21 protein-coding genes are annotated in these 23,043 nt (G+C 69.2%); 8 read left to right on the top strand and 13 right to left on the bottom strand.

All coding sequences use genetic code 11. The features are described 5' to 3' along the window. Positions 1-39 precede the first annotated feature (39 nt). Together V5F48_RS17020 and V5F48_RS17015 are read right to left on the bottom strand one after the other, a co-directional pair. Complete coding sequence (locus tag V5F48_RS17020) at positions 40-705, bottom strand: DsbA family protein (protein ID WP_394259660.1); 666 nt, start codon at positions 703-705, stop codon at positions 40-42. Between the two features lie 218 nt (positions 706-923). Beyond that, positions 924-1,421 (bottom strand): DUF721 domain-containing protein, encoded by a 498-nt coding sequence (locus V5F48_RS17015; protein WP_394259659.1) that lies wholly within the window; start codon positions 1,419-1,421, stop codon positions 924-926. Between the two features lie 284 nt (positions 1,422-1,705). Between V5F48_RS17015 and mutY the strand changes: the two genes are divergently transcribed. Continuing rightward, on the top strand, positions 1,706-2,737 hold the full coding sequence (gene mutY, locus V5F48_RS17010; protein WP_394259662.1) for an A/G-specific adenine glycosylase: 1,032 nt from the start codon (positions 1,706-1,708) through the stop codon (positions 2,735-2,737). 80 nt (positions 2,738-2,817) lie between these two features. Here mutY and V5F48_RS17005 read toward each other — a convergent pair whose 3' ends face one another. Then, the gene (locus V5F48_RS17005; RefSeq protein ID WP_394259658.1) at positions 2,818-3,999 is read right to left on the bottom strand and encodes a site-specific DNA-methyltransferase; all 1,182 of its coding nucleotides are present in this window, start codon (positions 3,997-3,999) and stop codon (positions 2,818-2,820) included. A gap of 361 nt (positions 4,000-4,360) precedes the next feature. Here V5F48_RS17005 and V5F48_RS17000 point away from each other — a divergent pair, with 361 nt between their 5' ends. Beyond that, positions 4,361-4,789, top strand: coding sequence for a Rieske (2Fe-2S) protein (locus V5F48_RS17000; protein WP_394259657.1), 429 nt, complete (start codon positions 4,361-4,363; stop codon positions 4,787-4,789). A 148-nt stretch (positions 4,790-4,937) separates the two neighbouring features. Beyond that, positions 4,938-5,474: a hypothetical protein gene (locus tag V5F48_RS16995; RefSeq protein WP_394108576.1), complete on the top strand. Its 537-nt coding sequence runs from the start codon at positions 4,938-4,940 to the stop codon at positions 5,472-5,474. Positions 5,475-5,774: 300 nt separating this feature from the next. Here the strand turns inward: V5F48_RS16995 and V5F48_RS16990 are convergent, their stop codons facing one another. Continuing rightward, the gene (locus V5F48_RS16990; protein WP_394259656.1) at positions 5,775-6,695 is read right to left on the bottom strand and encodes an NAD(P)-dependent oxidoreductase; all 921 of its coding nucleotides are present in this window, start codon (positions 6,693-6,695) and stop codon (positions 5,775-5,777) included. A 105-nt stretch (positions 6,696-6,800) separates the two neighbouring features. On the opposite strand from V5F48_RS16990, the gene V5F48_RS16985 reads away from it, so the two are divergent. Then, complete coding sequence (locus tag V5F48_RS16985; protein WP_394259655.1) at positions 6,801-7,883, top strand: LacI family DNA-binding transcriptional regulator; 1,083 nt, start codon at positions 6,801-6,803, stop codon at positions 7,881-7,883. Beyond that, on the top strand, positions 7,880-8,716 hold the full coding sequence (locus V5F48_RS16980) for a TrmH family RNA methyltransferase (RefSeq protein WP_394259654.1): 837 nt from the start codon (positions 7,880-7,882) through the stop codon (positions 8,714-8,716). The genes V5F48_RS16985 and V5F48_RS16980 overlap by 4 nt, the downstream gene beginning before the upstream one ends. 192 nt (positions 8,717-8,908) lie before the next feature. Here V5F48_RS16980 and V5F48_RS16975 read toward each other — a convergent pair whose 3' ends face one another. Next, complete coding sequence (locus tag V5F48_RS16975) at positions 8,909-9,625, bottom strand: MgtC/SapB family protein (protein ID WP_394259653.1); 717 nt, start codon at positions 9,623-9,625, stop codon at positions 8,909-8,911. 146 nt (positions 9,626-9,771) lie between these two features. On the opposite strand from V5F48_RS16975, the gene V5F48_RS16970 reads away from it, so the two are divergent. Then, entirely contained in the window at positions 9,772-9,942 is a 171-nt protein-coding gene (locus V5F48_RS16970; protein WP_394259652.1) for a hypothetical protein, read from the top strand. Between the two features lie 105 nt (positions 9,943-10,047). After that, the gene (gene leuC, locus V5F48_RS16965) at positions 10,048-11,505 is read left to right on the top strand and encodes a 3-isopropylmalate dehydratase large subunit (RefSeq protein ID WP_394259651.1); all 1,458 of its coding nucleotides are present in this window, start codon (positions 10,048-10,050) and stop codon (positions 11,503-11,505) included. A 194-nt stretch (positions 11,506-11,699) separates the two neighbouring features. Here the strand turns inward: leuC and nadC are convergent, their stop codons facing one another. From nadC to V5F48_RS16925, 8 genes are all read right to left on the bottom strand, one after another. Then, entirely contained in the window at positions 11,700-12,551 is an 852-nt protein-coding gene (gene nadC, locus V5F48_RS16960) for a carboxylating nicotinate-nucleotide diphosphorylase (RefSeq protein ID WP_394259650.1), read from the bottom strand. A gap of 11 nt (positions 12,552-12,562) precedes the next feature. Further along, a complete protein-coding gene (locus V5F48_RS16955; RefSeq protein ID WP_394259649.1) occupies positions 12,563-14,104 on the bottom strand; it encodes an L-aspartate oxidase in 1,542 nt (513 codons plus the stop codon). Then, positions 14,101-15,090 (bottom strand): quinolinate synthase NadA, encoded by a 990-nt coding sequence (gene nadA / locus V5F48_RS16950; protein WP_394259661.1) that lies wholly within the window; start codon positions 15,088-15,090, stop codon positions 14,101-14,103. Before nadA ends, V5F48_RS16955 begins: the two co-directional genes overlap by 4 nt. A gap of 97 nt (positions 15,091-15,187) precedes the next feature. Further along, a complete protein-coding gene (locus V5F48_RS16945; RefSeq protein ID WP_394259648.1) occupies positions 15,188-16,147 on the bottom strand; it encodes an NUDIX hydrolase in 960 nt (319 codons plus the stop codon). Positions 16,148-16,594: 447 nt separating this feature from the next. Next, positions 16,595-17,200, bottom strand: a complete 606-nt coding sequence (leuD, locus tag V5F48_RS16940; protein WP_394259647.1) for a 3-isopropylmalate dehydratase small subunit — start codon at positions 17,198-17,200, stop codon at positions 16,595-16,597. Positions 17,201-17,329: 129 nt separating this feature from the next. Further along, positions 17,330-17,887 (bottom strand): cytochrome b, encoded by a 558-nt coding sequence (locus V5F48_RS16935; protein WP_394108564.1) that lies wholly within the window; start codon positions 17,885-17,887, stop codon positions 17,330-17,332. 77 nt (positions 17,888-17,964) lie between these two features. After that, positions 17,965-18,405: a metallopeptidase family protein gene (locus V5F48_RS16930; RefSeq protein WP_394259646.1), complete on the bottom strand. Its 441-nt coding sequence runs from the start codon at positions 18,403-18,405 to the stop codon at positions 17,965-17,967. Between the two features lie 560 nt (positions 18,406-18,965). Further along, positions 18,966-21,965, bottom strand: a complete 3,000-nt coding sequence (locus tag V5F48_RS16925; protein ID WP_394259645.1) for a ligase-associated DNA damage response DEXH box helicase — start codon at positions 21,963-21,965, stop codon at positions 18,966-18,968. Positions 21,966-22,143: 178 nt separating this feature from the next. On the opposite strand from V5F48_RS16925, the gene V5F48_RS16920 reads away from it, so the two are divergent. After that, positions 22,144-23,025, top strand: a complete 882-nt coding sequence (locus V5F48_RS16920) for a hypothetical protein (RefSeq protein ID WP_394259644.1) — start codon at positions 22,144-22,146, stop codon at positions 23,023-23,025. Positions 23,026-23,043 lie beyond the last annotated feature (18 nt).

Below are 23,043 nucleotides of genomic sequence, written 5' to 3'. Positions count from 1 at the left end.
TGGCGGAGCATCATGCCCCGCGAGATGCGCAGACCCGTCTCACTTGCCGCCGAGCAGCGGGGCCAGTTCCTTGTCCCATTCGGCGATGCCGAGGGCGCCGGAAAGCTTCTTGCCGTTGATGAAGAAGGTGGGGGTCGCGTTCACGCCCAGCTCCTTGTTGGCGTAGAGGGCGCTTTCCTGCACCTTCTCGCCGAGAGTCTGGTCGGTGAGGCACTTTTCGAAATCGGCCTGGCTCATGCCCGCCTGCTTGGCCACGGCGAGCAGGCCCGCGGCCGGATCATTGCTGTAGGCCCAGGTCTTCTGCGTCTCGAACAGGGTCGAGACCATGGGGAAATACTTGTCGTCCGGCATGCAGCGGGCCAGCATGAAGGCGGCGGTGGCCACCGGCTCGAACGGGAATTCGCGGAAGATAAAGCGCACCTTGCCGGTGTCGATGTACTTCGTCTTCAACTCGGGGAAAGTGGTGGTGTGGAAGGTGGCGCAGTGGCTGCACGTGGCCGAGGCGTATTCCACCACCGTCACCGGCGCCGTGGCGCTGCCGATCGCCTTCTCCGGCAGGGGGCTCGCGGCGGGGGCCATGAGCTTGGCCTGCTCGACCGTCTGCGCGGCCGCCGGCTCGAACGGCACGGTGAGGCCCAGGCCAAGGCCGGCGGCGAGGGCGGCAAGTCCGGCTCCGGCCAGGAAACGGCGGCGATCGAGAATCATGGACATCTCCGAAAGGTCCGGCGTCGGACCCGGCGGTCCCGCGAGCGGGAGCCGAATGCGCCGCGTCGCCGAATCTGGTGAGCGCAAAGCACGGGTAAGGGCAGGGGCAGGGCGCCCCGACGAACAATCCATGGGGCTCTAACATGTCGCCCGTATGGCGGCAAACCTTGCGCCGATCACAGCTTCTTCAGTGCTGCCGCGCGCCGGCGGGAAGCCGCTCAGCCGCGCCCGCGTTCCCGCCGCACCAGCGCACCAAGGCGGGCGAGGGAGGCGGCGAGCTCCTCGTCCTCGAAGGTGCCGATCTCGCCGCGCACGGCGGCAATGGTGGACGGCTCGGGCTTGGGCGGCAGGGGCTGGCGGGCGTGGCGCTGCGGCACCGGCCCCTGGCGCAGGGCGAGGCGGCCCACGCAGCGCCAGCCGAAATAGGCATTGATGCGCTCCACCACCACGCCGGCGGCATATTGCAATTCGATGGCATAGGCGCCTTCCACCCGCACCACGAGGGTGGCGGCGGCGCCGTCCTCCTTGGGCCATTGCAGGCGCACGGGCATGCAGCGCGGGGCGAGGTCCGGCCCGACGATCTCGTCCCAGTGGGTCACCACCTCCACCACGGAGAAGCCCGCCTTGCCGCACAGGTCCGAGATGCTCGGTGCGACGAAGTCGGCGAGCGGCCGGGGGCCGGAACGGCGGCGGAGCATGCGGGGCGGGTTCGACACGGGCGGCTCGGGAATTCTCTGAGGGGGAAGAAGGCGCGGCGCCTCTTGTCCTGTGACGCCGACGCAGCCACCTTGGCCGCATGACATCCTCCCCCGCCGCAAGAGCCACGGCAAGAGCCGCAACAAGAGCCGCCGCAAGAGCGACTGCAAGAGCGACCGCAAGAGCGTCCGCGCGGGCATCGGCGGATGCCGCAGCAAATTCCGACGCAAATTCCGGCGCAAGTTCCAGCGCGCCCGCCGCCGCGACGCCCCCATCGGCCTCCGGCGGACCGGACCCCGCCGCGCTGCTCGCCTGGTACGACCGCCACCGCCGCCGCCTGCCCTGGCGGGCGGAGCCGGGGCGCCGTGCCGATCCCTACCATGTGTTCCTCTCCGAAATCATGCTGCAGCAGACCACGGTGAAGGCGGTGGGGCCGTATTTCGGCGCCTTCCTGGCCCGCTGGCCCAGCGTGTCGCATCTCGCCGCCGCTCCGCTGGAGGAGGTACTCTCCGCCTGGGCGGGGCTCGGCTATTACGCTCGCGCCCGCAATCTCCACGCCTGCGCCAGGGCGGTGGTGGCGCGCCATGGCGGGCGCTTCCCGGATGCCGAGGCGGCGCTGCTCGAACTTCCCGGCATCGGGCCCTATACGGCGGCGGCCATCGCTGCCATCGCCTTCGACCGGCCGGCGAGCCCGGTGGACGGCAATATCGAGCGCGTCATGTCCCGCCTCTATGCCATCGGCGAGCCTTTGCCGGCGGCGAAGCCCGCCATCAAGGCCCGCGCCGCCGCGCTGACGCCGGACCAGCGGCCGGGGGATTTCGCCCAGGCCATGATGGATCTCGGCGCCACCATCTGCACGCCGAAATCCCCCGCCTGTTCGCTCTGCCCGTGGATGGAGCCGTGCGTGGCGCGGGCCGAGGGCGATGCTGCCCGCTATCCGGTGAAGGCGCCCAAGGGCGACAAGCCGCGGCGCGCTGGCACGGCCTTCCTCGCCGTGCGGGCGGATGGGGCGGTGCTGCTGCGCACGCGGCCCGACAAGGGCCTGCTGGCGAAGATGACGGAGGTGCCCTCCACACCGTGGGACAGCCGGGCGGGGGCGAAGGTTCCGGCGCGGGCCGAGGATCACGCCCCCCTGCCGACGTGCTGGCGCGCCCTGCCGGGGGCGGTGGAGCACGTCTTCACCCATTTCGCGCTGACGCTGAAGGTGCTCCGGGCGGACCTGCCCGCCGCCACGCCGGCCCCGGAAGGCCATCGCTGGGTGCGGCCGGAGGGCTTCGGCCGGGAGGCGCTGCCCTCGCTCATGCGCAAGGTGCTGGCCCATGGGGGGATCGAGTAGGGAGGCGATGCTCCCCTCTCCCCCCGCGGGAGAGGGGCAGGGGATGAGGGGGACGAAGAGGCGTTCCCACCCCGCCTCGCCTACTCCGCCGCGATGCCCATCTCCGCCCGCAGGCGGGCACGCAGCATGTCGATGGGGTGGCGGCGGCCTTCCTCTTCCACGTGCCAGAAGGTCCAGCCGTTGCAGGCTTCCGCCCCCTGGGCCAGCGCGCCGACGCGGTGGATGGAGCCCACATTCTGCCCGCCGGCCAGGGCCAGGGTGCCGTCGGCCCGCACCACGGCGCGGAAGCGGCCCTTGGCGTCGGTGAGTTCGGCGCCGGGGGTCACCAGCCCGCGCTCCACCAGCACCGAGAAGGCGACGCGCGGGGCTTCCCGCGCGCTGGGCGGGGCAATCAGGGCGTCTTCCGGCAGCGGTTCAACCGCGTCGATGCGGGCGCGGGCGGCCTGCGCATAGGCTTCCTCGCGCTCGATGCCGATGAAGGAGCGGCGCAGCCGCCTCGCCACCGCGCCGGTGGTGCCGGAGCCGAAGAAGGGGTCCAGCACCACGTCGCCGGGCTTCGTCGCCGAGAGCAGGATGCGGGCGAGCAGGGCCTCGGGCTTCTGGGTGGGGTGGAGCTTCTTGCCCGCCCCGTCCTTCAGCCGCTCCTGGCCGGTGCACAGGGGGAACAGCCAGTCCGAGCGCATCTGCACGTCGTCGTTGCCGGCTTTCAGCGCCTCGTAATTGAACGTGTATTTGGCATCGGCGCTGCGGGCAGCCCAGATCAGGGTCTCGTGCGCATTGGTGAAGCGCCGGCCCCGGAAGTTGGGCATGGGGTTGGCCTTGCGCCACACGATGTCGTTGAGGATCCAGAAGCCCAGATCCTGCATCATGGCGCCGACGCGGAAGATGTTGTGATAGGAGCCGATGACGAACAGGGTGCCGTTGGGCTTCAGCGCCCGCCGCGCGGCCAGAAGCCAGGCGCGGGTAAAGGCATCATAGGTGGCGAAGCTGTCGAACCGGTCCCAGTCGTCGTCCACCGCATCGACGAGGCTCTCGTCGGGCCGCTTCAGCTCGCCGCCGAGCTGGAGATTGTAGGGCGGATCGGCGAACACCAGGTCCACGCTGCCGGCAGGCAGGCCGGCCATCATCTGGATGCTGTCGCCGAGAAGGATCTGGTCGAGGGGCAGGGGGGCTGATGGGGCGCCGGCCGCCTCCCGCGTCCGCTTCACCGGCGACGCGACGCGCACGGCCGCACCTGTCGCCGTTACGGCCCTTGGTTCCATGCCGGCCGCATTCGCGGCCCGTGGGGCCGAATCTGTCGCATTCGCGGCCCGTGGGGCCGCCAAGGGGGCAGGCTCGGCATACTCTGGACGAACGCCCGACTGGCGCGCCGTCCGCCCGGCTGCCCCCTTGGCCACACTACGCATGACGCAACCCTACGCAACGCTTACGAACAGGCAGGAGTGTGGCCGGCAGGGGTTAAGGCGGGGTGAAGGGGAAGGCGGGTTGCCGGCTCCCGTTCGCTGAGGGGTGCCCCCGCCGAAACCCGACAATCCCCCGTGGCGCCGATCTTGCTTGTATCAGGCCCATGTCCGCTTCCCGCCAAAGGGGGCGTCTTGCGTGTCCGGGGAAAGGCGCGGTCCCATGAGTGAGCTTTTCGCCGTATGTGCCACCTATGAGGTCGATGACGGCGACGCGCGCAGCTTCGTGCTGGCGCGGCTGGACGAGACCGGCGCCGTCAAAAGGTGGCCCATCCTCATCGCGCGCCAGTCCAAGAACTACTACGGCTACGAAAATGCCTGCCCCCACGAGGGTACGCGCCTGGACCTGGTGCCGGGGGAGTTTCTCGACCGGGAGGGCAACTTCCTGGCATGCGCCCGGCACGGGGCGAAGTTCGATTTCGACACCGGGCTTTGTTTCATCGGCCCCTGCCAGGGCAAGGCGCTGACGCCGATCAAGCTCGTCATCGACGATGGCGATGTGTGCCTGGTGGATGTCGAACTGGCTGAAGAAGACGGACTAGACATTGAGGACCCCAACGAGGTCCCCGAGGTCCTGATCACGGGCGATTGACGCGGGCCAAACGGCCCGCCGACCAGAGGTCGCGCCCGCAAGAGGCGCGGCAGACCACGACGGTGCGGTTCGCGCGGCAAGGATCTGCCGAAGCGGACGACAGCACTCAAGGCAAGCCCACCACGACCTCCACAAAGGACCATCCCTTATGACTGCCATTGCAGATACGCCGTTTGCCAAGCTCGAAACCGAGGGCCGGTTGCTGAAGCCCAGCCTGAACGCCGACACCCACGTGGCCGGCCGCTTCGGCTTTCGCGGCGAAATCTCCTATGACGATTCCGAGACCGTCCTGAAGGAGGTTTTTGCCGTCTCTGAAACCGGCCAGCCGGCCATCGGATTCCTGGCGGGCTCCATCGCCGAGTTCGAAACCCTGCCCAAGCTTGTCGAGACCTTCGGCGCGGCTTTCAATGCCGATGGCAAGTATCTCATCTATATTGCGGACCTGCCGCAGGGCAATCGCCTCGCCATCCAGTTCGGCGATGTGAAGATCTTCGCGATCTTCATCGATGGCACTTCGGTCTACAATGAGCTGATCGATACGTTCTACGTGGACAAGGTCAAGCTGAAGAAGTACGACACGGCCGCCAAGCTCGATGCGCTCGCCGACGTGGGCCTGAAGTATTCGTCGCCTTCGGACTACAAGGAAGTGTCCTACGAAGACGGATTGAAGATCAAGAACGGCTGAGCCCCGAACAGCCATTCGGCTAGAGCGTTTTCCGTTCGCATTGGCTCACGGTAATCGCTCTAGAATATTGTTTTGACGCATTTTCTTCACGCGAACCGGTATCCACTTCGCATCGAAAATGCTCGAATGCCCACACAGCCCGCCGGAGCACGTACCGACCACATCAAGCCGGATCGTCACGTGCTCCGGGGCTGGATCAGAGCGCTTTCCGTTCGCCTCGGATCACGGCTATCGCTCTTAATTTATTGCGTTGACGCGGTTTCTTCACGCGAACCGGTATCCACTTCGCTTGAAAACGCTTTAGCTCTTTCGAACCCCGTTCATCTGCCCCACCACATCCACCAGCTGGGGTACGTTCTTCTCGCCATTCCCCAGCCCCTCGGCGGTGGCGTAGAGGTTCTTCACCGTGGCGCTGATGAAGGCTGCCGCGCCGGTGTTGGTGGCGAGGTTGGTCACGTAGCGCATGTCCTTGTGGGCATTGGTGATGGTGAAGCGGTGGGCGTTCACGTTGCCGTCCAGCGCATAGCCCATGAAGGTGCGGTAGAAGCCGCAATCCATGCGCCCGCCGCGGATCACCGCGTCGAACACCTGCGGCGTCACCCCCGCCTTGGCGGCCAGCGCCAGCGCCTCCGCATAGATGGCGCCGTAGCCGAGCGACAGGAAATTGTTGAGCAGCTTCATGGTGTGCCCCGCCCCCGGCGCGCCCACCCGCACGATGCGGCTGGCATAGGCCGCCACCACCGGCTCGATCACCGCGAAGGCGGCATCCTGCGCGCCCACCATGGCCGAGAGGCTGCCTTCGTCCGCCTGCACCGGGGTGCCGCCGAGGGGCGAATCGCAGAAGAAGATGCCCCGCGCCTCCAGCTCCGCCGCCAGCGCCATGGTGAGGGTCGGCTCGGAGGTGGAGGTATCGATGATGTGGAGGCCGGCCTTTGCCGTGGCAAGGATGCCGTTGTCGCCGCGCAGCACGGCTTCCACCTGGGGTGCGCCGGTGACGCACAAGACGATGATATCGCTCACCTGCGCCAGCTCCGCCGCGGACTTCACCTCGGTGGCGCCACGGGCGACGAGGTCTTCCACCGGCGCCCGGTTGCGATGGCCCAGCACGGCGAGCGGAAAACCCTTGGCGAGGATGTTTTTCGCCATCCCATGCCCCATCAGGCCCACGCCGATGAAGCCCACCCGCGCCCCGGTCGTATCCCCGGTCGTATCCTCGGTCATGTCTTTCGTCCCTATCCCAATTCCCATTGGTCGTTGCCGTTTAATCGTTTAACATGAACGAAAGGACGGCGCGAGACGCGACAGATCCGGTTATAGGGAAGGCCCATGGATGACAATATCCCCGCTCAGGCCCCAGCCGGTCAGATGCATGTGCCCATCGGCAAGGTAACGCTCCAGGGCCTTGCCCGCGAGCTTGGATTGTCCACGGCCACCATCTCGCTCGCCTTGCGCGACAGCCCCATGGTGGCGGAGGCGACGCGGCTGAAGGTGCAGGAGGTGGCCCGCGCCCGCGGCTATGTGGCCAATCGCGGCGCCGCGGCCCTGCGCACGGCCCGCACCAACATCGTGGCGCTGGGCCTGCACGACATCGTCAATCCCTCCTTCACCGAGCTGCTCGCGGCGGTGGAGGATGCGTTGACCGCCGCCGGCAAGACGGTGCTGCTCGGCGTCAGCCAGGAGGACGTGGCGCGCCAGACCCGCACCCTGGGGACCCTTGCCGAATACCGCCCAGACGCCTTCCTGGTCTCGCCCGCCGCCCACTCCACGGTGGCGGACCTGAAGGCGCTCGCCTCCACCGGCATCGCCGTGGTGCAGGTGACGCGGGAGATCGAAGGCTCGGGCTTCGATTTCGCCGGCTCGGACGATGTGGTGGGCGTGGCGCTCGGCGTCGCCCATCTGGTGGCACTGGGCCACCGGCGCATCGGCATGCTGGGCGGCTTCGGCGCCATTTCTACCGGCCGCAAGCGCCTTGCCGGATACAAGGCCGGCCTTGCCGCCGCCGGCATCCCCTTCGATCCCACCCTGGTCATGGAAGGGCCGGGCCTGCGGGAAGAAGGCCGCCGCCAGCTGGCGCGCCTGCTGGCGCTGGAGGAGCCGCCCACCGCCGCCGTGAGCTTCAACGATCTTTCGGCCTTCGGCGCCCTCATGGAACTGCAGGCGGCGGGGCTCACCGTGGGCCGGGACTTCTCGCTGGTGGGCTATGACGACATCGGGGAGGCCAGGGTCTGGCATCCGGGGCTCACCACGGTGCACACCTTCATCCCCGAATATGGCCGCGCCGCCGCCGACCTCGCCCTGAAGCGCATCGCCGATCCGTCGCGCCCCGTGGAGCGGGTGGAGATGGCGCCCAAGCTGGTGGTGCGCGCCACCACCGCCCCGCCCGTGCCGGTGAAGCGCCGGCCTCTATGATCCTTCCGGTTGTCGAGGCGGACGATCCGCGCATCGCGGCGTTCCGGGATGTGCGCGAGCGCGACCTCGTGGGCCGGCAGGGCTCGTTCATGGCGGAAGGGGAGGTGGTGCTGCGCCTCCTCGTGTCGCATCTCCCGGTCTCGCATCTCCCTGCCTCGCGCCTCGGCACGGCGGATGGCCATGGCCTGCGCGCGCTGCTGCTCTCCGAAGCGCAGGCGATGCGCCTCGCCGATGTCATCGCGGCTTTGCCGGAAGACGTGCCGGTCTATGTGGCGGGGCAGAAGGTGATGGACCAGGTGGTGGGCTTTCCCATCCATCGCGGCATCCTCGCCTTGGGGGCAGCGCGGCCGCTGCCGGAGCCGGGAGCGTTGCTGGACCGGCTGGGGGAACGGGCGCTGGTGGTGGTGGCCCTCGGCCTCACCAACCATGACAATATGGGCGGCATCTTCCGCAATGCGGCGGCCTTTGGCGCCGATGCGGTGCTGATCGATGCCGCCTCCTGCGATCCGCTCTACCGCAAGGCCATCCGCGTGTCGGTGGGGGCAAGCCTGGTGGTGCCGTTCGCGCGGGTGGCGGATGGAGCCAGCGCGGTGGACCTGCTGAAGGCGCGCGGATTCGAGGTGGTGGCGCTGTCGCCCGCCGGGCGCGAGCCCTTGTCCCGGCTCGTGCGTCCGCCGCGCGTGGCGGCCCTGTTCGGCACCGAGGGGCCGGGCCTGCCGGCGGCCGTGATGGCCATGACGCGCACCGTGGCCATTCCCATGGCTGAGGGCTTCGACAGCCTGAACGTGGCCACCACCAGCGGCATCGTCCTGCATCATCTATCGGGGGTGTGAGGCTCGCGTCCCGGCCGACTGCAACGGAGCGTCAGCGCAGTGGAAGGAGAGCCGGGACCCAGCGCGCGAGTCCGCCGAAGGCGGCTTTATCTGAAACCGTCCCGAAGGATTTGCCTGCTGCGCAGGAGTCTTGCGCTGGGCCCCGGCTCGGCGCTCAGGCTACGCCTTCACTTGGCCGGGGCACGGGACGCCTCACTCCTCGGTGGTGCTCTCCCAGGTGGCGTGGCGCACGCCGGGCAAAGCGGCGAGGCGGTCGGTGACCGCGTCCAGCTCGGCCGGCTCCACGGCCGTGCTCATGAGCTTGGCCACCAGCAGGGAGGTGTCGTCGGTGGCGGGGGCCTCGTCCACGTCGCTCACCGGATATTTCGCCTGTTCCAGCATCTCGATGAGCTTGTCCCGCAGGTCGGGGATGGCGCCGGTCTCCACCGTCAGGCGCACCTCGTAGCTCACTTCCGAGTGGCGTTCGTCCAGCGGAATGCGGTCGATGAAGTTGGCCACCGGGCGCAGCAGGGTGTTGCCGGCGATGACGATGAAGGTGAGCAGCATGGCCTCCGCCAGCATGTCCGCCCCGGTGAAGCAGCCCACCGCCGCCGAGCACCACAGCGTCGCCGCCGTGTTGAGGCCGCGCACGTTGAGGCCTTCCTTCATGATGACGCCGGCGCCGAGGAAGCCGACGCCGGTGACCACATTGGCCACCACGCGCATGGCCTCGTCGGAGCCGGCGATGCGGGCGGCGAGGTCCACGAAGGCGGCGGCGCCCACCGCCACCAGCACGTTGGTGCGCAGGCCGGCGGTGCGCTGGCGATATTGGCGTTCCGCGCCGATCAGCGTGCCGAGCACGAAGGCGGCGGCAAGGCTTATGACGGAATCAAGGAACGACCAGAACTCGAAGGTTTTCAGGAAGCTCAAGCGGGTCCCCGTGCTGCGCAGGTTCCGGAAAGGCTTCTTCCTCGCGTCCCGGCGGCGGCCGAGCAAGGGAAAAAGCGGGCCGGAGACGTTTTCACAGTCTCGCGCGCCGGATTGTCGCGGCGCGCTGGAACTGCTACAAACCGGCCATGCATCATGCCTGTGCGCCTTTTTCGATCCTGAGCCGGGTGGCCTTCTGCGCCGCCGGGCCGTTCGCGCGCACGACCATGGAGTTCGCGGCGGTGCCGGATCATGTCCGCCTGCCGGGCCGCTTCTTCGGCCGCTTCACCACGGCGGCCTCGGCCCAGCTTCGCGGCTGACGCGCCTTTAGGTCTCGTCGTCGAGACAGCTCGCATTCCAGATACCGGCCCGGCCGCCCATCGCGCGCGCCGGCCTCTCCTCAGGACAGGACGCAAGACGCAGCCATGACCGCACCGGCGAACACCGCACCCGCGAACACCGCACCCGCGAACGGCCCCCGCACCCTCTACGACAAGATCTTCGACGACCATGTGGTGGCGCGGCAGGAGGACGGCACCTGCCTCCTCTACATCGACCGCCATTTGGTCCACGAGGTGACCAGCCCCCAGGCCTTCGAGGGCCTGCGCATGACCGGCCGCACCGTGCGCGCGCCGCACAAGACGCTGGCGGTGGTGGACCACAACGTTCCCACCACCGACCGCACCCTGCCCAACCCGGACCCGGAGAGCGTGGCGCAGATCGCCGCGCTGGCGGAGAACACGCGGGAGTTCGGCGTCGAATATTATGACGGCTTCGACAAGCGCCAGGGCGTGGTCCATGTGGTGGGCCCCGAGCAGGGCTTCACCCTGCCCGGCACCACTATCGTCTGCGGCGACAGCCACACCTCCACCCACGGCGCGTTCGGCGCGCTCGCCCATGGCATCGGCACGTCGGAGGTGGAGCATGTGCTCGCCACCCAGACGCTGATCCAGAAGAAGGCGAAGAACATGCGCGTCACCGTCTCCGGGCCGCTGCCCGAGGGCGTTGGCGCCAAGGACGTGGTGCTCGCCATCATCGGCAGCATCGGAACCGCCGGCGGCACCGGCTACGTCATCGAATATGCGGGCGACGCCATCACCTCCCTCTCCATGGAAGGGCGGATGACCGTGTGCAACATGTCCATCGAGGGTGGCGCCCGCGCCGGCCTCGTGGCCCCCGACGAGAAGGCCTTCGCCTACCTCAAGGACCGCCCCAAGTCGCCCAAGGGTGCCGACTGGGACGCCGCCCTGCGCTTCTGGCAGACCCTGCGCACCGATGAGGGCGCCCATTTCGACGCCGAGATCCAGCTCGACGGCGCCAATCTGCCGCCCATCGTCTCCTGGGGCACCAGCCCCGAGGACGTGATCTCGGTGGAGGGCCTCGTGCCCGATCCGGCCCTCATCGCCGACGAGGGCAAGCGCGCCGCCAAGGTCCGTGCACTGGCCTATATGGGCCTCTCCGCGGGCACGAAGATCACCGACATCACGCTCGACCGCGTTTTCATCGGCTCATGCACCAACGGCCGCATTGAGGATCTGCGGCAGGCCGCCGCCATCGTCGCCGGCCACACGGTGAATGCGAACGTCAACGCCATGGTGGTGCCGGGCTCCGGCCTCGTGAAGGAGCAGGCGGAGGCGGAAGGTCTCGACAAGATCTTCCTTGCCGCCGGCTTCGAGTGGCGCGAGCCGGGCTGCTCCATGTGCCTCGCCATGAACGCCGACCGCCTCGCCCCCGAGGAGCGCTGCGCCTCCACCTCGAACCGCAATTTCGAGGGCCGGCAGGGCTTCAAGGGCCGCACCCACCTGGTGTCGCCCGCCATGGCGGCGGCCGCGGCCATCGCCGGCCGCTTCGTGGACGTGCGCCACTGGCCCAAGGCGGCGTGAAGGTTTCGTTTGGCGCGTCTCGTGTCCCGGCCGACTGCAACGCAGCGAAGCGCAGTGGAAGGAGAGCCGGGACGTAAGCGCAAGGACTCCTGCGCAGCAGGCGACTAACCGCTCCGGCAGAGGGGCAGGAAGCGCCTGCGCCGCCCCCTCACCCCCAACCCCTCTCCCGCGAGGGGAGAGGGGAGCAACGCCCCTCACCCCACCCAGTCGAGGCCGATGTCGAGGATGGGGGCGCTGTGGGTCAGCCAGCCCACGGAGATGAGGTCCACGCCCGCCGCCGCGATGGCCGGCGCGGTCTGAAGGTTCACCCGCCCCGACGCCTCGGTGAGCATGCGCCCGCCCACCATGCGCACCGCCTCGGCCAGGGTCTGCGGCGTCATATTGTCGAGCAGCACCGCGTCGGCGCCGATGGTGAGCAGTTCTTCCAGCTGGGCGAGGGTGTCTACCTCCACCTCCACCTTGACCATGTGGCCGGCGCGGGCACGCACCCGGCTCACCGCTTCGCGCACCGAGCCGGCGATGGCCACGTGGTTGTCCTTGATGAGCACCGCGTCATCCAGCCCAAAGCGGTGGTTGGAGCCGCCGCCGGCCCGCACCGCGTATTTCTCCAGCGAACGCAGGCCCGGCGTGGTCTTGCGGGTGCAGACGATCTGCGCCTTGTGCCCGGCGATGGCTTCAACCAGCCCCGCCGTGGCGGTGGCGATGCCGGAGAGGCGGCAGGCGAGGTTCAGCCCGGTGCGCTCGCCGGTGAGCAGCGCGCGGGACGAGCCTTCCACCTCCGCCAGCACCGTGCCCGGTTCCACCGCCGTGCCATCCGTGACGCGCGGGGTGAAGCGCACCGCGCCGTCCAGCAGGCGGAAGGCGAGGCGGGCGCAATCGAGCCCCGCCACCACGCCCTGTTGCCGCGCGGCGAGCACGAGGCGGCTCTCATGGCCGGGGGGCACCACTGCGTCGGTGGTGATGTCGCCGGCCCGGCCGAGATCCTCCAGCAGCGCGGCGCGCACGATGGGCTCCACCATCAGCTCCGGGAGCGGGTCGAGAGGCATGGGACGATCCGTCAGCTGGATGAGGCGAGGGCGAGGACCGGCGCGGCATGGCGGCGGGCCTCGGCAAGGGTGCGCTCAAGGGTGGTGCGGGAGCGCCGGGCCACGGCGGCGGGAGCAGGGAAATCGGTGCGGGCATGGGCGCCCCGGCTTTCCTCCCGGGCCAGCGCTGAGACCGCCATCATGAGCCCCACCCGGGCGGGGGCGCAGGCCGGCCCCGTGCCGTCCGCCAGCGGCAGCAGGCGGGCGACGGCGGTGGCAAGGCCCGCCGCGTCGCGGGTGACGCCGAGATGGCGCGAGACGATGGGACGGACGGCGCACGGGTCCGGCGTCGCCGGCAGGTGAGCCGCCATAAGCCGGGCCGGGGCGCGGGCCGGCGTTCCGGCCACGCTCAGGGCGGCCGCGCGGCCGCAGACCACCGCCTCCAGCAGGGAATTGCTGGCGAGCCGGTTGGCGCCGTGGAGGCCGGTGGCTGCCACCTCGCCCGCCGCCCACAGGCCGGGAACGGAGCTGCGGCCCTCGGCATCCACCGCGATGCCGCCCATGTGGTAGTGCGCCGCCGGGCGGATGGGCACGAGGTCGGTGGCCGGATCGATCCCCGCCGCGCGGCATCCGGCGGCGACGGAGGGAAAGCGCGTGGCAAAGCGCGCGCCGAGGCTGGCGCGGGCATCGAGGAACACCTCGCGCCCCGCCACCAGTTCCCGCCACACGGCGCGGGCCACCACGTCGCGCGGGGCCAGCTCCGCGCCCGGCACGGCTTCCAGCACGCGGCGGCCGGCGCGGTCGACGATGAGGGCGCCTTCGCCGCGCACCGCCTCGCTGATGAGGGAGAGCGGCCGGGCGGAGGTGGCCAGCGCGGTGGGGTGGAACTGCACGAATTCGAGGTCCGCCAGCTCCGCCCCGGCCTCGGCGGCGAGCGCGAGGCCCATGCCGAAGGACGAGGCGGGATTGGTGGTGTGCTCGAACAGGGCGCCCACGCCCCCCGTGGCCAGGATCAGGCGACGGGTGCGCAGCACGGCGCCGCCGTTAAGCCCGGCAACGAGCAGGCCGGCCACCGCGCCGTCCTCCATGAGGATGCGCCGGGCTTCGGCCTCCACCACGGTGATGGAAGGGCAGGCGCGGGCGGCACGGGTGAGGGCTTCCACCAGCGCGCGGCCGGTGGCGTCGCCATCCGCATGGACGATGCGGCGCCGGCTGTGGGCGGCCTCCAGCCCGAGGGCGAGGCTGCCGTCGGCGGCCCGGTCGAAGGCGACGCCGAGGCGTTCCAGCTCCGCCACGGCGGCGGGTCCATCGGCGAGGATGCGGCGGGCGACCTCGGGATCGCACAGGCCGTCGCCGGCCATCAGCGTGTCGGCGAGGTGGAGGTCGGCATCGTCGTCCGTGCCGACGCTGGCGGCCATGCCGCCCTGGGCCAGCGGGCTGGAGCCATCCGCCCCCAGCGGTGCGCGGGTGACCAGCACCACCGGCTCGGGCGCGAGGAAGAGCGCGGCGGCAAGCCCCGCGATGCCGCCGCCGACGATGACGGGGCGGCCCTCCAGCCGCTCGAAGCCGGTCACAGCGCCAGCATCCGCTCCACCGAGGCGCGGGCGCGGTCCGCCACGTCCGCCGCGATGGTCACTTCGTGCACATTGCCTTCCAGCGCCGCGCGGATGTTGGAAAGGGTGATCTTCTTCATGTGCGGGCAGAGGTTGCAGGGCCGCACGAAGTCGATGTCCGGATAATGCACGGCGACATTGTCGCTCATGGAGCATTCGGTGAGCAGCACCACGCGCGGCGGGCGCTTCTGCCCCACATAATCGCTCATGGCGGCGGTGGAGCCGGCGAAGTCCGCTTCCGCCACCACCTCCGGCGGGCATTCCGGGTGCACCAGCACGGTGACGCCGGGATTGGCCAGGCGCAATTCGCGCACGTCCTGCGCGGTGAAGCGCTCGTGCACCTCGCACTGGCCGGCCCAGGAGATGATCTCGATGCCGGTCTCGGCGGCCACGTTCTTGGCCAGATACTGGTCCGGCAGCATGATCATCTTCGGCACGCCGAAGCTTTTCACGATGCGCGCCGCATTGCCCGAGGTGCAGCACACGTCCACCTCCGCCTTCACGGCGGCGGAGGTGTTCACATAGGCGATGACGGGCAGGCCGGGATAGGCCTGCCGCATGAGGCGCACATCCTCCGCCGTGATGGAATCGGCCAGCGAGCAGCCGGCGCCGGTATCGGGGATCAGCACGGTCTTGCCGGGATTCAGCAGCTTGGCTGTCTCGGCCATGAAATAGACGCCGGCGAGCACGATCACGTCCGCTTCCACCCGCATGGCTTCGCGGGCCAACGCCAGGCTGTCGCCCACGATGTCGGCGACGCAGTGGAAGATTTCCGGCGTCTGGTAATTGTGCGCCAGGATCACCGCGTTGCGCTCGCGCTTCAGGCGCAGGATGGCTTCGACATCCTGCGCGAAGAAGGCCCAGTCGGCGGGCGGCACCACGCGCCGGATGCGCTCATAGAGCGGCGCGGTGCGGGCGAAGGCCTCCGAAAGCGCGGTCTCGGACAGGCGGGGTTCGACGGGGGCAGGCTGGGCGAGTGCGACCATTGTCTATACTCAGTTTGAGCATATGTCTGGCATATGCTTATACTGAGCATAAGCACTGTCAAGTGGGCGCGAGGGGCAATTTCGTCCCGGCCAGTGCCCGCTCCTCCACCACAGCGTGGCGGAAGCGGAAGAGTTTTGCTGGCCTGCCAAGGCTTTCGGAGGTGGTGCCGCCGGTTTCCTCCACCAGCTCCTGTTGTTCCATGAGCCGGCGAAAATTCTGCTTGTGCAGGGTGCGTCCGGCGATGGCTTCCACGCAGCGTTGCAGTTGCAGCAGGGTGAAGGTGGGCGGCATCAGTTCGAACACCACCGGGCGATACTTGATCTTGGCCCGCAGCCGCGCGATCCCGGTGGCGAGGATGCGCCGGTGGTCGGCGATCATGGGGCGCCCGGCGCCGCTTTCCTCGCCGTGGCTTTCGTCATTTTTGCCCGCCTCGCTCCGGCAATCCCGGCGCAGGCGCTCGGCCACGATGCGGGCCTCGTACAGCATCTCGTAGCGCTGGAGGGTCAGTTCCTCGTTCCACCGGCCCCCGTCGAGGGCGAAGGTGGCCGCCGCCCGCAGGCGCCGCTCGCTCCGCATGCCGACGGTGGGCGCGTCCTCCGCCCAGGCGGAAAGGGCGGGGGAAAGCACCCTGGCAATCACCGGCGGCGGGCCGGCGCGGTGGTCCTCCCACGGGAAATATTCATACCAGCTGTGCCAGCCGGCCTCGGCCGCATCGTGCTCCCGGGTGAGGCCCAGATAGGAGATGGAGATGGTGCGCGGCGCGGTATCCGCGTCGGCGCGGTCCTTGTCGGCGAAGGTGTAGAGCTGCTCCACATAGCCGAGCGGATGGTGGGTCTGCTGCTCCACCCAATCGCGCAGGCCCTGCTGGAGCGAGCGGTGGGCCAGCTCGAACGGCCCGGAGGGCAGGGCGCTGCCCTTTGTCACCGTCATCACCCGCGGCTCGCCGGCGGTCACCGCCGCGAGCACGGCGATGAGATCCACGACAACGGATCGGCTGGCGCGCTGGGAACCCGGCATGGTGCTCACGGCAGGAGGATGGCTCGGGGAGATGGCGAGGCCATCCGCTGCGCCCCCGATAGCACGCCGACCGCGCGGGACGGAAGCGCGGCAAAAAGGTGGGGGAGGGCAGGGAGGGTGAGCCTTTGCGTCCCGGCTCGAAGCTGTTTGGCCCGATGCCTATTGTCTTGAAGCCCCAACATGGGGACCGGGCACAGATGCGAACCCTCTCCCGCTTGCGGGGGAGGGCAGGGAGGGGGCAAGCCCTCTCCATCTGAAACCCTATGATGGGATGAGGCCCTGCAGACCTGCCCCCACCCCAGCCCTCCCCCGCAAGCGTGAGAGGGGGCACAGCGGCTGTGGTTCCTCAAAGCGCTTTGCCGATCGCGGCGGCGCGGCGGGCGGTCTGCGCCGCAGGCTCCGTCCGACAGGCTTCGTGCGATCAGCCCGGCACGAGACCGGCGCCGCTCACAGCCAGGGCTGCTCGGCGCCCTTGGCGGTCTCGTAGGTGGCGATGGCGGGGGCCTTCTCCAGGGTCAGGCCGATGTCGTCCAGCCCCTCGATGAGGCAGCGCTTGCGGAACGGGTCGATCTCGAACTTCACCACGCCGCCGTCCGGCCCGCGGATTTCCTGCGCCGCCAGATCGACGGTGAGGGTGGCGTTGGCGCCGCGGTCGGCGTCGTCGAACAGCTTGTCCAGGTCGTCCTTGGAGACGACCACGGGCAGGATGCCGTTCTTGAAGCAGTTGTTGTAGAAGATGTCGGCGAACGAGGTGGAGATCACGCAGCGGATGCCGAAGTCGAGCAGCGCCCAGGGCGCATGCTCACGCGACGAGCCGCAGCCGAAATTGTCGCCGGCCACCAGGATCTTGGCGTTCTTGTAGGCGCTTTGGTTGAGCACGAAATCGGGATTGTCCGAGCCGTCGTCCTTGTACCGCATCTCCGAGAACAGGCCGGTGCCCAGGCCCGTGCGCTTGATGGTCTTGAGGTACTGCTTGGGGATGATCATGTCGGTATCGACATTGACCAGCTTGAGCGGGGCGGCGACACCCTCCAGGACGGTGAACTTCTCCATGGGACCTACAGCCTCGGCTTGTCTTATAGGCTTCCTGCCTGAAGCCCCTCCATAACAGGCGCATCCGCCCTTGCCCAGCCAGGAAGACCGGCGCACGCCTTCGCGCGCCGGCCTGGGGCTGCCCGCCGGTCAGGGCGCGGCGCGTTCCGGCAGCATGCGCTTCAGCACGTCGTCCTTGAGCACATAGTGGTGGGCCACGGCGGCCGCCGCGTGCAGGACGGCGAGGATGACGAGGCTGTTGGCCAGCCATTCGTGCACTTCGATCACCTCGCGCGCGAGGTCCCGGTTCACCGCGATGGGCGAGGGGATGGTGAAGAGCGAGAAGAAGCTCACCTCGTTGCCGCGCAGGAAGGAGAGATAGATGCCCACCAGCGGGGTCGCGATCAGCAGCAGGTAGAGCAGCCCGTGCACGATGTGCGAGGCGATGGCCACCGGCCGGCTGATCTGCGTGGAGGCTGGCGGGTTGGGGCCGAAGATCCGCACCGGAATGCGCACCGCCACCAGCGCGATGATCAGCAGGCCGACGGAGATGTGGGTCCACCAGATGAGGCCCCGCTCCGGCGTTCCGCGCGCGAAGAAGCCCTCCAAATAGGTGATGCCGAAGGCGACGATGATGCTCAGAACGGTGAGCCAGTGGATGGCGCGCAACGGCGCCCCATAGCGCGAGAGCTTGGGATCGACGGCCACATGAGTCTCCTTGTTTTGAGCTATTCTAAAAAGTGCCGGCCTGCGGGTCCAGCCCAAAGGTGCGGCTGGCCCTGCGGTCAATTGGCCCGGTCCTCGATGGCTTCCATGTCGTCGTCGGAGAGGCCGAAGTGATGGCCGATCTCATGCACCAGCACGTGGGTGACCACGTCGCCGAGGGTTTCCTCGTTCTCGGCCCAGTAGTCGAGGATGGGGCGGCGGTAGAGGAACACCATGTTGGGCATTTGCCCGGTGTGGGCCACCGCATCCGCCTGGGCGCGGCCGACGCCCTGGAACAGGCCGAGCAGGTCGAACGGCGTCTCGGCGCCCATCTCGTCCAGCACCTCGTCGGTGGGAAAATCCTCGATGCGGATGACGAGGCCCGTGCACAGCGCGCGGAACGAGTCCGGCAAGCGGGCGAAGGCGTCGCGCGCCAGCTCCTCGAACGCGGCGATGCCGGGCGCCTCAAGATCGCGCCAGATACTCTGCGTCCCGTTCGCCCCCGCTCTGTTCTGCGACATGCCTGTACCTCCTTCGGCGGAACCCTTCCTGCTGCGATGCAACATCATGCGGGGCAAAGGTCAATCGCCCTGACCCTCCCCGGGGGTCAATCGTCACGCAGCCGTGACTTTCCTGAACACTTTCTGAACGGGAGCATCAAAGGGGGTTCAGACAGACTTGGTTAAGGAACTCTTAATCGACCTGCATCGTTAACCCTGTAGACGACGAATTTGGAGAGTGGCCATGGTTCGGAAGCTTGCTGTCACCGGCGCTCTGGTGACCATCCTTGGAATTGCTGCCTTTTTTGCCCCTCACGAGGCCAATGCTGCCACGCTCGGCATGCTCGGCGGCGTGATGTTCTGATATCTTGGTTCGACGGCGAGCCTTTTGCGCGCCGTTTGATCACGTGATTGTGATGGAAATGGAGAGCGTTGAAAGTTGCCCGTTTCCCATGTGCAACAGGTGAGTTGGCGCCTTCGCAACTGCGAAATGAGCCGCCAGATCTTTCGCCACGCTCCATGAGGGCGCCGCGGGAGCGTCTGTGCGCGCCTCGCTTCAGCCCCCCAATCGACGCTGCTGTTCAACCCATGGCGGCGCGAATGAGTTCCTCTTCCGCCTCCGCGAGCAGCGCGTCGCTCGCCTCGCCCCCCACGCTCTCCTGGCCGATCTCCAGCAGCACCGGCACCGCCAGCGGCGATACCCGGTCCAGCGGCATGTGCACGATGGCCCCCCTGATGCGCGCCAGCATCTCGCCCAGTCGCTTCACGTCGAGCAGGCCGGTGGCGGCGTCCGCCCGCGCGGCGCGCAGCAGCAGGTGGGTGGGCTCGTGCCGGCGCAGCACGTCATAGATGAGGTCGGTGGAGACGGTGACCTGCCGCGAGGTCTTCTCCTTGCCGGGAAACCGCCGCTCGATCAGCCCGGCGATCACCGCGCAGTGGCGGAACGTCCGCTTCATGAGGGCGCTTTCCGCCAGCCACGCCTCCAGATCGTCGCCCAGCATGTCCTCGTCGAACAGCTCCGCCAGCGCGAGCCGGCCTTGCGCGATGGCGGCGCCCATGTCCCCCGCCGCATAGACCGCGAGGGCGTAATCATTGGCGACGAAGCCCAGCGGCTTCAGCCGCGCCCGCTCCAGCCGCCGGGTCAGCAGCATGCCCAGCGTCTGGTGGGCGAGGCGGCCCTCGAAGGGGTAGGTGACGAGATAGTAGCGCCCGCCCTGTACGAAGCTTTCCACCAGAAGGTCGTCGCGGCCCGGCAGGCGCGAGCGCAGGCGCTGCAGCTCCAGCCAGTCGCGCACCTGCCCCGGCAGCGCGGCCCAGCGCTCGGGAGCGGCGAGCAGCGCCCGCACCCCCGCCGCGAGGAAGGTGGAAAGGGGGAACTTGCCCCCCGCATAGGCCGGCACCTTGGGCTCGGTGGCGGTGGTACGCGAGACATAGACCTCGTCCTCCACCAGGGTCTCGTAGCGCAGGATCTCGCCGGCGAAGACGAAGGTGTCGCCGGGCACCATGGTCTCCACGAAGTATTCCTCCACCTCGCCCAGCATCCGCCCGCCGAAGCGCACCCGCCCGGTGACGCCGGTCTTGGCCGCGCCCCGCGCCGAGACGAGACGCACCTTGAGCATGGTGGATTCCACGATGGTGCCCACATTGAGCCGGTAGGCCTGCGCGATCATGGGGTTGGCCACCCGCCACAGGCCGTCCTTCGTCGGGCGGATCTTGGCGTAGCGCTCATAGGCGTTCAGCGCGTAGCCGCCGGTGGCGACGAAATCGAGGGCGGCGTCGAAATCGGCGCGGGGCAGGGTCCGGTAGGGCGCGGCCGAGCGCACCTCGTGGAAGAGCGCATCGGCGGCAAACGGCGCGGCGCAGGCCATGCCGAGGATATGCTGGGCCAGCACATCCAGCGCGCCGAGGCGCTCGGGCGGGGTATCCTGCGCGCCGATCGCCACCGCCTCCAGCGCCGCCCGGCATTCCAGCACCTCGAACCTATTGGCCGGCACCAGCACCGCGCGGGAGGGCTCGTCGAGCCGGTGGTTGGCGCGGCCGATGCGCTGCAAGAGCCGCGAGGAGCCCTTGGGCGCGCCCACGTTGATCACGAGGTCCACGTCGCCCCAGTCGATGCCGAGGTCGAGGGAGGAGGTGGCCACCACCGCCTTCAACCGCCCGGCGGCCATGGCCGCCTCCACCTTGCGCCGCTGCTCCACCGCCAGCGAGCCGTGGTGGAGGGCGATGGGCAGATTGTCGTCGTTGATGCGCCACAGTTCCTGGAAGATGAATTCCGCCTGCCGCCGGGTGTTGACGAACACGAGGCTGAGCCGGTTGGCCTTCAGCAGCGCATAGATATCGCGCACCGCATGGAGCGCCATGTGGCTCGCCCACGGCATGGGCACGTCGGTCTCCAGCATGCGCACGTCGGGCGCGACGCCGCCCTGCGCCACCACGAGGTCGGCGAGGGGGGCGGGGCCGGGGGTGCTTTCATCCTGCGGCACCAGATAGCGGCGCAGGTCGTCGGGCTCGGCCACGGTGGCGGAGAGGCCGACGCATTGCAGCCCCGGCGCGATGGCCTTGAGCCGCGCCAGGGCCAGCGCCAGCAGGTCGCCGCGCTTGGAGGTGACGAGGGCGTGCAACTCGTCCAGCACCACGCGTTTCAGGCCGCTGAACAGGTGCTCGGCGTCCTTCGAGGCGAGCAGCAGGGAGATCTGCTCGGGGGTCGTCAGGAGAATGTCCGGCGGGTCGCGCCGCTGCCGCTGGCGGCGGGAGGACGGGGTGTCGCCGGTGCGGGTCTCCACGCGGATGGGCAGCCCCATCTCGCTGATGGGCGTCTCCAGATTGCGCGCGATGTCCACCGCCAGCGCCTTCAGCGGGGAGATATAGAGCGTGTGCAGGGGCGAGGCCGGCTGCGCCGCCTGCCAGCGGGCGAAGGGCAGGGGAGTGGCGGGCGGGGGCGCGGAGGCCGGAGCCTCCACCCGCTCGCCGGCGCTTGTCGCGCGCGCGGCAGCCCCCTCCCTGCCCTCCCCCGCCTGAACTCGGCTGTTGCCGAGTTCAGTTCCCAAGAGCCGAGGCCGGATGTTTCCGGCCTCGGGCGGGAGAGGGCTCTCGGCTGTTATGTCGGCGCGAGCCTTTTGCCCCTTGTCGACATTTCGCGCCGCCGTGCTCCCTCTCCCGCTCGCGGGGGAGGGCTGGGGTGGGGGCACGGAGCCCGGAGGGGGCACGGAGCCCGGAGGGGCAGCAGCCCCGTCCTTCGCCCCGCCCGCTGCGCCCCACGCCGGGCGCCCGCCGCTCAGTTCAATCAGCGTGGGCAGGAAGCCGGCGAGGGTCTTGCCGGCGCCGGTGGGGGCGATCAGCAGCACCGAGCGCCCGGCCTGCGCGGCGGCGACGAGATCGAGCTGGTGCGCCCGCGCCGTCCAGCCCCGCGCGCGGAACCAGCGGCGGAACACCTCCGGCAGCACGTCGTCTGCGACGTGGGACGGGGCCGCGCCGGATTTGGGCGCGTCGGGTCGGGGGCGGATTCGTGGGGAGCGCGGCACCCGCTCAAGATAGGCATGCCGGGCCGGTTGCGCGATGGCGGAGCAGCTCGGAACCGGCATCGGCGATGCCGTGTTTTGGCGAATGGTGGTATTATAATGACGTTGTATCAGGAGGCTCTCGCCTTATAGTGCGGCCGCTTTCGGCGGGGGCGTTGGATCAGGGGCGGAGAAATGAGCATGGATGACGGTTCGCGTTGCAGGTGAATGTGCGCCGGGTGGGGAGCGCGGGGCTGTGCGGATGGCGAACGGCCTGTTCGTCACCACGCAATACACGGACCGGATCAGGGCGCATTTCGAGCGGGTGCGGCGGCAGACCGAAGGGCTGGTGGACTGGCTTCTGGTGCACAATCCGGGCAATCACGTTGTCCCGGTGGAGCCGAGCCTCGATCCGCCGCCGGCTGCGGTGCTTCCCGAGCGCCTGCGCCAGCTGGACGAGAATGGCGGCCTTGTTCCCGGCTATGTGGACGTGCTCACCCTGGCAGCCGCCTGGCCGCTGCCCCATGACCATACCTGGGTCATGGAATTCGACGTGGATTACACCGGCGACTGGCGCGCGCTGTTCGAGCGCTTTGCCGGCAATGACGCCGATCTGCTGACCACCACGCTTTTGCCCCTCGCCGACGACCCGGACTGGTATTTCATGGATACGGCCCTGGCCCCGCCCCGTGTGGACCCGGCCTGCCGCATGCGCTCGTTCAACCCGCTGATGCGCATGTCGCGGCGTTTCATGGAGGCCTATGCGGCCGAAGTGCGTGATCCCGGCTGGCAGGGCCATTTCGAGTATCTCTTGCCCACTGTCGCCCGCCATCTCGGCCTCAGGATCGAGGACATGGGCGGAGAGGGGCCGTTCTGTCCCCCCGAGCGGCGCGGAACGCTCTATTCCAATACGCCGCTGGATCCCTTTCTGGTGCCGGGAACCTTCGTGTACCGGCCCTGGCGGCCGGACTATTTCGCCGAGCGACCGCAGGACTTTCCGCAGGGCGACTGGCTGATCCACCCGGTCAAGCCTGACACGCCGCCGCCGCCCGAGCCGCCACCTCCGCCGCCGCCACCTCCGCCGCGGCGGTCGCTGCTGCGGCGCCTGTGGCGCTGGGTCCGTGGCAAGGGGATGGGCTCTTAATCGCTCGTCAACCGTCCC

The sequence above is a fragment of the Xanthobacter autotrophicus ATCC 700552 genome (assembly GCF_043194565.1).
Taxonomy (GTDB): domain Bacteria; phylum Pseudomonadota; class Alphaproteobacteria; order Rhizobiales; family Xanthobacteraceae; genus Xanthobacter; species Xanthobacter autotrophicus_F.
This window is presented reverse-complemented; position numbering and strand designations above follow the sequence as displayed.